We start from the raw sequence: 12295 nt of genomic DNA, 5'->3' as shown, positions 1-12295 counted from the left end.
TAAACTGCACATTTCTTTTCAGCCGCAGTGAAAGGCTGACGAAGCGTTCTCTTCAAGGGTTTTTAGCCGTTAGCTCTGTGGCAGTACAGACTAACGGCTTTTTTGCGCTTTTTAGTTTTCTGAAGATTTGCGTAGGCGACGCTTGGTTTAAGCGCCTAAAATAGGATGGTTCACCTAGCAGATTGTGGTAAAGTCCGCGCCTGCGTTTTACCGCATCTTCATTGTTTTTATTGCCTCTTCAACCAAAAGTACAAGGTTTCGCTGATGCCATTTTCTACTCTCTCATTGAGTTCTGAGCTGATTCACGCCCTGCCAAAAGACTTCAAGAAACCGACCGATATTCAAGCGTTGGCCATTCCTGAGCTGTTGGCTGGTCAAGATCTATTGGCTTTGGCAAATACAGGCAGCGGCAAAACCCTTGCTTATGGTTTGCCTTTGTTGGAAAAGCTGGGTGTCAATCCAGAGCAAAAAGCGCTGATTCTTGTGCCAACTCGTGAGCTGGCAATGCAAGTGAGTGAAGCAATTAACCAAGTTGGTCAAGTTCTTGAACTCAACGCAGTGTGTTTGTGTGGCGGCGTTGATAAAGAGCAACAACAGCAGGCGCTAGCGACAAATCCTCATATCCTTGTCGCGACGACAGGTCGTTTGGTTGATCTGGCAAACAACGGTTTAGACTTAAGCAATATCCATTACCTAGTGTTGGATGAGGCGGATCGTCTGTTGGATATGGGCTTTTGGCCTGACGTGCAAAATATTGCGGGGCTGATTTCAAACCAGCGTCAAACCGCAATGTTCTCGGCAACGTTTTCAGATGAGTTGAAGGGTAAAGCGAAGCTGCTTATGCAGGCACCAAAGCAAGTTGCAGCGCATCAAGAAAACAGCACCAACCAAGATATTGCTGAAACGCTGTACCTCGTCAACAAAGGCAGTAAAACCAAGGCATTGATTGAACTGATTCAAAAAAACGCGTGGACTAAGGCATTAGTCTTTATTGGTGCGAAAGAGAACGCCGATGGCTTAGCGAAGAAGCTGAATAAAGCGGGCATCTCAACCAATGCGTTGCATGGCAATAAGAGTCAAGATGAGCGAGAAGAAGCACTGGCGCAGTTTAAATCTGGGCAAATTCAGGTGTTGATTGCCACCGATCTACTAGCGCGTGGCATTCACATTGAGCAATTACCTGTAGTGATCAACTTTGAACTGCCAATGTATGCAGAAACCTATGTTCACCGAGTAGGACGTACCGCTCGCGCAGGCGAACAAGGTGTCGCGATGTCATTGGTTTGTCATGGTGAAATGGACGCACTAAGCGCGATTCGTCACCTGACTCAACGTGCATTACCAGTGCAAGATCTGGCAGGTTTTCCAGTAACGGATAAGCCATCAACTGGCGAGAGCAAACGCGCGCCACGCGATAAAAAAGCCAACCGCCGAACTAATGCTAAGAAGAGCATTAAGCAGTTCCAAGGTAAGTCGAAACGCCCAGCCCCGAGTGCGAAGTAAACCAAAAAAACACGCTCTGACGGCATAGTCGGTTCAGAGCGTGGCTTAAATTTTACTTTGGGGTGTTAACCCACAGTTGGGCCAACCAAGCGCATTTCCCAATCTTCAACTTCGCCAGTTTCTAGGCGGCGCTCGACCAACTTGCCCCAAGACTCGACTAACGGCAGCTCAGACAGCTTAGTGAGTTCTTTTCTATCTAAACAGCCAGTGAAAACCGCGCCCATGATGCGAGCCAGTGGCCATTCTGGATAAGGTCTTTCGCACAGAATAATCTCGTCACCTGCACCGATATCGCCTTCTTCCAACACTCGGAAATACCAGCCTGTTCGAAGCGTATCTTGCAGTCTTCTCGCCATGTCGTGTTGGTCAAAACGTACGTTAAGTTTCCAACAAGGCATGCGACCTTGCGACACTTCCAGTAGTGTTGAGCCGATGCGAATTTTATCTTTCAAGCAAATCGTGGATTCGGTGACGCCTTCGGAGCTGATGTTTTCGCCAAAGCCGCCGGCGGATTGGAAAATTGGTCTTTTGCCTAATTCTTGTTGCCAGATTGGGTAGTGCTCGCTTGGGTAAATATGAAGCGCTTTTTGAATGCCACCATGAAAGCGCGGATCACCTTGCTCATCACTGGTAAAGCCAAGCTCTGTTGCGTGCTGGCGCTCAGGTAGCACTTGTTTGTTGATTGCGCTTTGCACTCCATGAGCATAAGGGACGGTTTTCCCTGCTAGCACAGCTTTTACGACGCCGATTTTCTTCATATAACCTCCTTATTATTTGAATGAGAGATAAAGTGTTTATCTTCATTCGCGATGCGGAGCATGATAGCCTAGTAAACTTGTGTCGGTGTAGGGATGAAAAGACAACTAACAATGCTAACTCGCCAAATTGATTCGAAGTCAGGCGTCGTCACCTCCAATGAGATGATGGCCGCGAATCCCCATTCTCCTGTTTTAGTGAAAACCATCGACATGCCAAAAGGTTACATTGATGCGCTGCATCAACACACTTGGCATCAAATCATCTTTCCTATCAAAGGGTTATTGCAAACACAAACGGAGCATTATCAGCACTTGGTTCCACACACCTCTGCGTTATTTGTTCCTGCGGGTGTTCAACACGAGTCGATTGCTCTAAGCAATACGATATTTGTTGGCATTTACCTCAACCCTGAGTTTGGTGCGACGTACGAGCCACAAGTGAGAACCATTGCTTTAACGTCGTTTTTAAATGAGCTTTTACAAGAGATCCGCAGACTGTGTGAAGGTGAGACAAGCCACGAAGAAGTGTTGCATTTACTGGCGGTGCTGCATGATCAAATTTTGAAACGCAACGTGCAGACATTTCAGTTATTGCTGCCACAAGACAGACGACTAAAACTGATTTTCGAGCGACTAACTGACGAGCCAGCGTTGAGCTGTTCGCTAAAAGAGTGGGGGGAGAAAATTGGGGCGTCTGAGCGTACTTTATCACGGCTGTTCGCCAAGGAATTCAACACTTCATTTCTACTTTGGCGGCAACAAATTCGGCTAATTTACTCGCTTTCTTTGTTAGATGAATCGTTGCCAATCCAAGCCATTGCAGACCTAGTGGGTTATCAAAATGACTCATCCTACATCAAAGCATTTAAAGCCTATTTTGATATGACGCCACAACAGTTTAGAGTGAACGGCGCATCGCGCAGGTAGAAATACAGAGCTTCGACTTCACTTAATGCTTTTGAGTAGAAGTCGCGAAACTTCCTTTTTGAATTTCAATTACATGGTATGAATAACAATGGCACCAACGATAAATACTCGAGTGAATCAATTCTGTTTTGGTCAACCCAAAACGTCGCTGTCGTTGGAAAAAGAGCCCCTCAAACCGCTTGCTCAGGGCAAGGTTCGGGTGCGACTGGAAGCCACCAATATTAACCCAAGTGACTTGCTTTCCATTCATGGTGTTGGGCAATACCGCCGCGTTCACGTACCACCTCGCGTGCCGGGATTTGAAGCGGTTGGGCGTGTGGTGGAAGTCAGTGCAGTTGGTCAAACTGACCTTCAAGTTGGGCAAAAGGTGTTGGTGGCGATGAGTGGTACTTGGCAATACTACATAGATGCCTCGCCTGAGAATCTTTTTCCGCTACCTGAGAGTTTGGAGAACGGCTATGCCTGTCAGTTGTACATCAACGCGTTAACCGCGTGGGTGATCACCACTAAAGTAGCTAAGTTGAACAAAGACGATGTGGTGATCATCAATGCAGCAGGGTCAGCGATCGGTAAGATATTTGCCCAGCTCGCCCATTCACTGGGTTTTGCACTGATTGCTGTGACCTCAAAGCGAGACGAGTATCCGTACGATACCATTCCAGTGTTGGACGCGAAGAAAGACTTACAAGCGCAGCTGCAAACGCGCCAACTGCCACAACCAACGGTCGCTCTGGACGCGATAGGTGGTGAGGCTGGCACGGATCTTATTCGTACCTTGAAAGAAAACGGCCAATACATCAACTACGGAACATTGTCGTTAACGCCTTATACGCCTGAGTTTTTTGAATCGATGAAGGCCAACAACATCGACTTTAGTACATTCTTTTTGCGGTATTGGGAAGAATCGGTAGGTAAAGGCGGGAGAAAGACGGTGTTCGCTGAAATGTTAGAACATTTTATTAGCAGCGACATAAAGTTAAACGTTGCATATTATCTGCCGTTAGAGGACTTTCAAACAGCGATTGAAATGGTTGAGCGACGCTCGTCAGCAGTGTCAGGAAAAATCATTTTGACGCTGTGAATTACAGTGAGCCTGTTGAGAAAAGGGAGGATAAAATCCTCCCTTTTTTATGGGTTTACTTGTAATGATTGGGCTATTTTAGATGGAAGATTTGCTCTGTTTCGAGCGATGTCATCGCACGTACTTGACGCCAAATGTAATAAAAAATACCGAACATCATCAACATACTTGGGATGGCAATCATTGGGTAACTGTACAGCGTCATTTTTCCTAACTCTTCGTTAAAGGCAGCAGTACCAGAAGGGCTAGTCACAATCCAAGTCGCAAGGAAGTAGTTCATTGCAGATGAGAACGCAAAAGTACTTGCAAACAGGTAGTTAGAAGACATAAGGCAACGTTCGAACGCATCGGTTTTACCATTTTCTTTTAAACGTTGGTTAATCAACGCGAGGTTCAACACAGTGTCATTCAGTACTAACTTCTGCATCAGCGGGTAGCGGGTAAACGTTGAACCCAAAACCGCTAAACCGATCAGGCCAGGAATCAGGGCTTCTTTTAGTGCTAACCAGCGTGTATCAAGCTCTAACAAGCCGATGCCACCAGTTAGTAGAACACTGATAAAGCCCAGAGCAGAAATAAAGTTAAATTTCTTGTTACGGACAAGGTCCATACCGCCATAAATGATAGGAAATAGCAAAGCGACAACCAGCGCCATTGCTGTCCCTAGATGCTCATCGCCACTAAACTTCATCAAAATGAAGGAAGGGATAAATACGTTGAAAAGGATTTCAAATAAGGGATTCGGCTTTTTCGCCGTCGTGTTACTCATAATGTTTTACTGACTCTACTCTATGTCGGCTGTTATTGTACTTTGACAAGAAGTGTTCATCTAGTCGCGCTTGATGTAAAGCGTTAAAGCGTCGAGTTGTGTAACGACTTATGAAATAGACCGGAGCATAGCCAGTTAGTTTACATGATTGACTACTTTTTGTGTCTTAATGACTCTCCTTCTGTGCGATGATCTGATTACGCGCTCTGAATAATCGAGTCGCCACTGTGTTGTGGTTGAGCCTCAAGGCTTGGGCAATTTCATCATGATTCAACCCAGCCACTAAGCTCAAGAGCAACGGCTCTCGGTATTTGGGTTCGAGAATCATCATTTGTTTTTGAAGCCAATCTTGGGCCATGTCGTAGTCACTGCCAGGGTAGGTTTTTGTCTGTATTGCACACTCATCAATGTCGACAAAATCGTACTGTTTTCTATCAAAGCGCCGAGCATTCTCACGACGCAAAATAGTAATGAGCCAAGACTTCGCGGCGTTGGGGTCATTTAATTTATCAAAGAATCGCCACGCTTTCAGAAAGGTTTCTTGCGCTAAATCTTGAGCAAGGTGGTGATCTTTGCATAACCAATACGCGAGACGGTAAATCTCTTGGTATCGATCTTTCGTCAGTGCTTCGTAACGTTTATGTTTTTCCATAGCATTAAGATAAAAAGTTTGGAGAGCACGTTGTGTCTGCCAGATGAACGACAACCCTTTTTATCGCTTTTACAGTGATAAAAAGGGTTGTTCGATTAGGAAGATAAATTCGAAGAGTTAACCTTCGAAATATCGAAGGGTGGCTCTGATTACTTTCTTACACGCTTAAAATGGTTGGTTGGAAAAACGTGAGTACTGGATGGCATCTGCGACTTCCTGAGCTTTAGACTCTGAAGTCATAAGATGAAGTAGCTTAAGAGCAGCTTGATAGCTAACTAGGCTACCGTTCGAAGTGATAACGCCATCATCAATGACAAAATTCTGGTCGACTTGTACTTTGACTGCTGGGTAATCTCTTTGAAAGCCGTTTTCACCTCCGGCCCAAGTTGTTGCTTTTTTGCCGTTTAAAAGGCCAGCTTCGGCTAACAAATACGCGCCAGAGCAATTACTTGCCATCCAATCTGCCGCCTTTGAGGTAGTTTTAATAAAGTGAATGAGATCTTTATTTTCGATTAGTGCATCCATGTCATAGCTGGATGTTAAAACCAATACGTCGAGTTCCGGCAGATCACCAATCCAAGCATCCACACCAATTTTTAATCCTTCTTCAGTGGTGATGGTTTTCTGATCTGAGACGGAAATGGTGAGCACGTCATAATCACTAAACCAAGTGAGACGACTTGCGACGCCAAAAACCTCTAAAGGCGCAGTAACATCAGAGGTCAGTACGCCATCGTAAACCAGAATACCAATTCGTTTATCTGCGGCATGTGCTGTTTGAAGCATCCCAAAGAATAGGACTAGTGTCGCTATCAATAGTTGTAGTGCATTCTTCAATCCGTTTTTACCCATGGTTTTTTCCTCGTTAACAGAGCATCAAGTTATTGAGGTTCATTATATTTAGGCTAATTAGTGATTGAAGAGCCACTTGGTCTTTACTAAAGTGAATAAAATTCATGAATAGAGTTCATTGGTTATATGGATAAGATACGGTCCCTACGATTTTTTATTGCCACTTTAGATGGCGGTAGTTTTGCTGCGGCTGCCAAAGTGTATGGCACTGACCCTTCGACCGTGAGTAAAGCCATACATCGTCTTGAAAGCGATTTGGGTATACAGCTTTTTCAACGTTCTACGCGACAGAGCCGCCTGACAGAAGCTGGTCGTAGGTACGCAAATACTGCTAGGTTTGTACTGGAGGAGCTGGCGGCATGTGAGGATTCATTAAAAAGTCACAATGATGCGCTTTCAGGGCAGCTTAAGATTAATGTGCCAGTCTCGTACGGTCGCCTCTATATTCGTCCTTTATTAAAAGAGTTTTGCCGCCGCTACCCTAACATCACTATCGATATTCATTACGATGACGCCTACGTTGATATTATTGAGCAAGGTATTGATGTGTCGATTCGCTCTGGTGTCGTTCACGATAGTCAATTGATTGTGCGTCAGCTGAGCCCTATCGATTTTATCATTTGTGCCAGTCAGGATTACTTAGCGCGCCATGGTGTTCCGAGTGGCCCGGATGTATTCAATGACCATTCTTGGGTTCGTTTTCGTTTTAAACAAACGGGGAAACTGTTGCCGATTCGGATGCCAGAACCAGACGGTGCGAGTGAATATGACCCCGAAAGAAACTATATTGTAAATGACGGTGAATCCATGGCAGAGCTTTGCGCAGAAGGCTTAGGATTAACTCAGATCCCTCATTTTATCGCGAGAGACTGGCTTAAATCGGGGCGTTTAGTGCCGATATTTCCGAGCATGCGCCAAGCAGGAAATGGCGTGTATCTTCTCTATGCCAACCGGGAATATGTGCCTGCACGAGTTAGGGTGTTCATCGATTTTATCACTCAAGCAATACAGGATATGGATGAAACGCCATTCCATACTTGGGCTGAAACGTTGCCGATTTATCGACCGAACCAAGGCGATTGAAAACTTCATGTGAGTCTTTGGTTAAAACCCCCTAAGCTATATGGCGCTTTTATTGGTTTTTGTTAGTTTATTGGGCGTTATTATCGAAAAGCGCAGTTTGCTCTTCGTCACTCATAAAGGAAAGACAATGCCAACTAAGATCTTAGTGCCTGCTTTGGCCCTACTTCTCAGCGCATGTGGCGGCGACGGGGAGTCGTCAGCCCCAGCAGAAAGCGGCTCACAAAACACAGGTTCCACATCGTCACAAGGCACATTTGCCGAGCAGATGCTTGCAGCGGTCAACAGCGCCCGCTCTACTACACAACAGTGTGGCGCAACCACCATGCCACCTGTTGGGGCCCTGACTTGGAGCTACGATTTGGAAAGCGCCGCTTATCGACATTCAAGCGATATGGCGAACAGCGATTTCATGAGCCACACAGGCTCCGATGGCAGCAAGATGTCAGATCGAGTTAACGCAACGGGTTATGCTTGGAGCGCCATTGGTGAGAATGTCGCCGTAGGGCAAAGCAGCATTAACGCCGTCATTAATGCTTGGTTATCGAGTGAAGGTCACTGCCTTAATATCATGAGTGCGGATTTTGATCAGATGGGCGCGTCGCTTGTCGAAAATCACTCTGCACGCTACGGATATTACTGGACTCAGGTTTTTGCCAAACAGCGCTAATGCGATAAAGAAGCCTGATAGATAAAATAAAACGCCAGCAGTCACTATCTGCTGGCGTTTTATTATTTACATCTCTTTTAGCTTGTCAGGTTACGAAGTTTTGGGTCATCCGCCAGGTATTCAACAAATTCAATCTCAAAACCGGCAGGGTCAACAAAATACACATTTTTGCGGTATGGTTCATCAGCACCAGGTTGGGCAATCGGATAACCTGCATCGGTTAGTCTTTTGATGATTGCATCGACGTTGTTGGTCACATAAGCAAAATGCGCTAGCCCAACTTGGTGCCCGCTCAACTCGCGGTTTTCTCCTTCGCCATGGTCACTCATGGCTATGTATTGATACTCGTCGCCAAAATGTAGCCAGTTTCTTGGTTTGCCACTCCATTCGCCTTTACCTTCATCACGCACGTACCAATGTGGAAATGCAGTTTGGTAAAACTTCAGCATTTCAGGGATATCTTTCACGACTAAGTTAATATGTTCTAGTTGGATCATGATGTGCTCCTTTTTGTCATTTTCTAGCCAACGATGAATATGCTAAAACCTCAAGTTAAGTTTAGGTAAAGGGCTTTTTTAAAATTTTTTAGGGTTGATATCTTTGGATCTGGATACATTGAGAGATTCGGTGGGTTTGGTGCTTTGAATCTGAGAGCTGGGTTAGGGGCTTGCAACCTTGTTTCACCTTTTATTTATTCGTGCTACTCATTTTCGAGCGAGTTTGTGGTGAGTAGATTCCCAGTCTCACCTAGGTTCGCGGGAATGACGGAAAGATAGTGCTAAACGAAGAGCGTCATTCTGAAAGAGCCTAAGCGAGTATTCAGAATCTATTTGCAGCGCGTTTTGATGCCGGTGGAGTGAATTGAATTATCTGTGACTGTAAAACTTGCCACCTGCACTCGGAATGCTGAGATCTTAAGAGTTTGATATAAGCGAAGGTTAGGTGGGATTGGTGGTTGAATGTTGGGTAAGGTGCTTGCAACCTTGTTTCACCTTTTGTTTGTTCGTGCTACTCATTTTCGATCGAGTTTACGGTGAGTAGATTCCCAGTCTCACCTAGGTTCGCGGGAATGACGGGAAGAGAACGCTAACGAACAGCGTCATTCTGAAGGAGCCTAAGCGAGTATTCAGAATCTATTCGCAGCGCGTTGTGATGCTGGTGGAGTGAACTGAATTATCCGTGATTGTAGAGCCATTCCCTCCAGTTTGAACTCGGAGCGCTGAGGGATTTGCTTACACCTCTCCCCAAACAAAAAAAGCCAGCAGTTAATACCTGCTGGCAAAGTCTTTGGGCTTCTAGGTTTTTTGATTTTATTTCTTGTTACTCATCGCTGTCACGGTGCCCCGATTGGTTTTCCGGGGAAGAAAACACAGCACCGTGCGCTTTGTGTCCAAGAAATTTGGAGATTAGCCTTGCTTACGGATTAGGTAGTCAAATGCGCCTAAGCTTGCTTTTGCACCTTCACCCATCGCAATGATGATCTGCTTGTAAGGAACGGTTGTTGCGTCACCCGCTGCGAACACACCTTCTAAGCTAGTATCGCCACGGCTACCGACTTCAATCTCGCCGCGCTCAGATAGGGCTACTTCTGAATCTTTTAGCCATTCTGTGTTTGGTACTAGACCGATTTGAACAAAGATACCTGACAATTCAATCTCTTTGATCTCATCTGTGTTGCGATCTTTGTACTTCAAGCTTGTTACGCGAGTACCGTCACCCACTACTTCTGTTGTTTGCGCCATCGTGATGATGTCTACGTTTGGTAGTGAGTTCGCTTTGTCGATAAGCACTTGGTCTGCACGAAGTACGTCTGCAAATTCAAGAACCGTTACATGTTCTACAATACCAGCAAGGTCGATAGCAGCTTCGATGCCTGAGTTACCACCACCGATAACTGCGGTTTTCTTGCCTTTGAACAGTGGGCCGTCACAGTGTGGGCAGTACGCGACACCTTTGTTGCGGTACTCTTGCTCACCCGGAACGTTCATTTCACGCCAGCGTGCACCAGGGCTTAAGATGACACTCTTACTCTTCAGCGTTGCGCCGCTTTCAAGCTGGATGTGAATCAAACCATCTTCTGTATGTGCTGCGCCCATTAGCTTCTCAGCTTGTTGCTCAGTCACGACGTCTACGTCGTATTCTTTTAGGTGTTCTGCTAGGTCAGTTGCTAGTTTTGGACCTTCAGTACGTTTTACCGAAATGAAGTTCTCGATTGCCATGGTGTCCATAACCTGACCACCAAAACGCTTAGCAACAACGCCAGTACGAATACCTTTACGAGCAGCGTATAGTGCAGCTGCGCTACCACCAGGACCACCGCCGACAACAAGCACGTCGTATGGGTCTTTTTCGCTCAGTGCTTTCGCCGCTTTCTCGCTCGCGCCGTCATCCACTTTGTTTAGGATTTCAGTCAGAGACATACGGCCTTGACCGAATAGCTCACCGTTCACGAATACACTTGGTACTGCCATGATGTCGCGTTGTTTCACTTCATCTTGGAACAAACCACCGTCGATCATGGTTGCTTTTACTTTCGGGTTGATCGCCGCCATCATGTTGAACGCTTGAACCACGTCCGGACAGTTTTGACACGACAATGAAATGAAGATTTCTACGTCTAGATCTTTGTCTAGTGCTGCGATTTGCTCAATCACTTCTGGTTCTAGTTTGATTGGGTGACCGCCAGAATGAAGCAGTGCCAATACTAGAGAGGTAAATTCGTGACCCATTGGCAAGCCTGCAAAGCGTAGTGCTGTGCCTTTTGCTGGGCTAGTTACCGCCATCACTGGTTTACGTGCGCTTGCGTTGTCGTCACGTTCAACGGTGATTAGGTCGCTCATCTCTGCGATTTGGTTCGCTAGAGACAAAATGTCATTCGATGCTTTGCTTTCATCTAGACTAACCACTAAACGAACTTCTTCTTTTACATTAGCCAGATATTGTTTGAGTTGTTGTTGGATCGCTTGGTCTAACATAGTTGTTACTACCTTAATTAAAACTAAAAAGTGGTTACTGTAGATAAAACCTGAGGGGGAGAGAGCAAATCAGGCAGAAGGTCGTCAAGGTATCTAACCTGAAGTGCTCTCTAATTCAGTTCTAATCAGAAAAAGGAAATCGGGAACTGATTAGAACTTAAATTTCAGTGGCTTAGATTTTGCCAACTAGGTCTAGTGATGGAGCTAGTGTCTCTTCACCTTCTTTCCATTTAGCTGGGCAAACTTCGCCTGGGTGTGCTGCTACGTATTGAGCTGCTTTCACTTTGCGTAGTAGGTCTTCTGCGTCACGACCGATACCTTCAGCAGTGATTTCCATTGCTTGGATAGTACCTTCTGGGTCGATTAGGAACGTAGCGCGGTCTGCAAGACCTTGACCTTCACGCATCACACCGAAGTTGTTTGTGATGTTGCCTGTTTGGTCGCCAAGCATGTAGTACTGAATCTTACCGATTGTGTCTGAGCTGTCGTGCCATGCTTTGTGAGTGAAGTGTGTGTCAGTTGATACTGAGTAAACTTCTACGCCACGTTTTTGTAGTTCTTCGTAGTGGTCTGCTAGGTCGCCCAGTTCTGTTGGACATACAAACGTAAAGTCTGCTGGGTAGAAGAAGAATACTGCCCATTTACCTAGAACGTCTTGTTCTGTTACTTCAACGAATTCGCCGTTTTTGTACGCTGTAGCTGCAAATGGTTTGATTTGAGTATTAATCATAATTTACTTTCCTTTGAATGTTTTAAGCTGAGCTGTTGTTGCTTTCGGAAAGTATATTCTCATCGGAGTGTGTTTAAGGAAAATCGCTTGTAACTATCCTATTGATAGCCATTTCCTATTTCACTTGATAGGGAAATCCGATGTAAGTGAGTTTGCTTTGATAGGTTTTATTGAAGATGAAGGCAGATTAGTAATAGAGAATACCGATGATTACTTTGAGTAGATCTTCTCGCTAGGATCGAAAGAGCCTGCACCTCGGCAGGCTCTTTCTAATAGGAAGTGTGGAAGCGGATGCTTC

At 45.5% G+C, this 12295-nt stretch carries 12 protein-coding genes; 5 read left to right on the top strand and 7 right to left on the bottom strand.

What is annotated here, in order from left to right:
* Positions 1 to 264 precede the first annotated feature (264 nt).
* Positions 265 to 1503 (top strand): DEAD/DEAH box helicase, encoded by a 1239-nt coding sequence (locus R7M92_RS01270; RefSeq protein WP_031780833.1) that lies wholly within the window; start codon positions 265 to 267, stop codon positions 1501 to 1503.
* A 65-nt stretch (positions 1504 to 1568) separates the two neighbouring features.
* Here the strand turns inward: R7M92_RS01270 and R7M92_RS01265 are convergent, their stop codons facing one another.
* The gene (locus R7M92_RS01265; protein WP_005383543.1) at positions 1569 to 2261 is read right to left on the bottom strand and encodes an MOSC domain-containing protein; all 693 of its coding nucleotides are present in this window, start codon (positions 2259 to 2261) and stop codon (positions 1569 to 1571) included.
* Positions 2262 to 2372: 111 nt separating this feature from the next.
* Here R7M92_RS01265 and R7M92_RS01260 point away from each other — a divergent pair, with 111 nt between their 5' ends.
* Both R7M92_RS01260 and R7M92_RS01255 read left to right on the top strand, forming a co-directional pair.
* Positions 2373 to 3188 carry an AraC family transcriptional regulator gene (locus tag R7M92_RS01260; RefSeq protein WP_025768697.1) on the top strand — a complete coding sequence of 272 codons (816 nt, stop codon included), beginning with the start codon at positions 2373 to 2375 and terminating at the stop codon, positions 3186 to 3188.
* Between the two features lie 88 nt (positions 3189 to 3276).
* Positions 3277 to 4269: a zinc-dependent alcohol dehydrogenase family protein gene (locus tag R7M92_RS01255; protein WP_149191685.1), complete on the top strand. Its 993-nt coding sequence runs from the start codon at positions 3277 to 3279 to the stop codon at positions 4267 to 4269.
* Positions 4270 to 4342: 73 nt separating this feature from the next.
* On the opposite strand, the gene R7M92_RS01250 is transcribed toward R7M92_RS01255, so the two are convergent.
* The 3 genes from R7M92_RS01250 to R7M92_RS01240 form a co-directional block, all read right to left on the bottom strand.
* Positions 4343 to 5038, bottom strand: a complete 696-nt coding sequence (locus R7M92_RS01250; RefSeq protein WP_005383527.1) for a VC0807 family protein — start codon at positions 5036 to 5038, stop codon at positions 4343 to 4345.
* A gap of 166 nt (positions 5039 to 5204) precedes the next feature.
* On the bottom strand, positions 5205 to 5735 hold the full coding sequence (locus tag R7M92_RS01245) for a sigma-70 family RNA polymerase sigma factor (RefSeq protein ID WP_255209459.1): 531 nt from the start codon (positions 5733 to 5735) through the stop codon (positions 5205 to 5207).
* A gap of 120 nt (positions 5736 to 5855) precedes the next feature.
* A complete protein-coding gene (locus R7M92_RS01240; RefSeq protein WP_005383525.1) occupies positions 5856 to 6542 on the bottom strand; it encodes a DJ-1/PfpI family protein in 687 nt (228 codons plus the stop codon).
* 126 nt (positions 6543 to 6668) lie between these two features.
* On the opposite strand from R7M92_RS01240, the gene R7M92_RS01235 reads away from it, so the two are divergent.
* The gene (locus tag R7M92_RS01235; RefSeq protein WP_042522258.1) at positions 6669 to 7625 is read left to right on the top strand and encodes a LysR family transcriptional regulator; all 957 of its coding nucleotides are present in this window, start codon (positions 6669 to 6671) and stop codon (positions 7623 to 7625) included.
* 127 nt (positions 7626 to 7752) lie between these two features.
* On the top strand, positions 7753 to 8292 hold the full coding sequence (locus R7M92_RS01230; RefSeq protein ID WP_017634523.1) for a CAP domain-containing protein: 540 nt from the start codon (positions 7753 to 7755) through the stop codon (positions 8290 to 8292).
* Between the two features lie 77 nt (positions 8293 to 8369).
* Here R7M92_RS01230 and R7M92_RS01225 read toward each other — a convergent pair whose 3' ends face one another.
* The 3 genes from R7M92_RS01225 to ahpC all read right to left on the bottom strand — a co-directional run bounded on the left by R7M92_RS01225 (position 8370) and on the right by ahpC (position 11997).
* Complete coding sequence (locus tag R7M92_RS01225) at positions 8370 to 8789, bottom strand: VOC family protein (RefSeq protein WP_005374615.1); 420 nt, start codon at positions 8787 to 8789, stop codon at positions 8370 to 8372.
* A 909-nt stretch (positions 8790 to 9698) separates the two neighbouring features.
* Positions 9699 to 11267: an alkyl hydroperoxide reductase subunit F gene (gene ahpF, locus R7M92_RS01220; protein WP_238952382.1), complete on the bottom strand. Its 1569-nt coding sequence runs from the start codon at positions 11265 to 11267 to the stop codon at positions 9699 to 9701.
* 172 nt (positions 11268 to 11439) lie between these two features.
* Positions 11440 to 11997 (bottom strand): alkyl hydroperoxide reductase subunit C, encoded by a 558-nt coding sequence (ahpC, locus tag R7M92_RS01215; protein ID WP_005374632.1) that lies wholly within the window; start codon positions 11995 to 11997, stop codon positions 11440 to 11442.
* Positions 11998 to 12295: the final 298 nt, after the last annotated feature.

The sequence above is a fragment of the Vibrio sp. Vb2880 genome (assembly GCF_033337975.1).
Lineage (GTDB): Bacteria > Pseudomonadota > Gammaproteobacteria > Enterobacterales > Vibrionaceae > Vibrio > Vibrio alginolyticus.
This window is presented reverse-complemented; position numbering and strand designations above follow the sequence as displayed.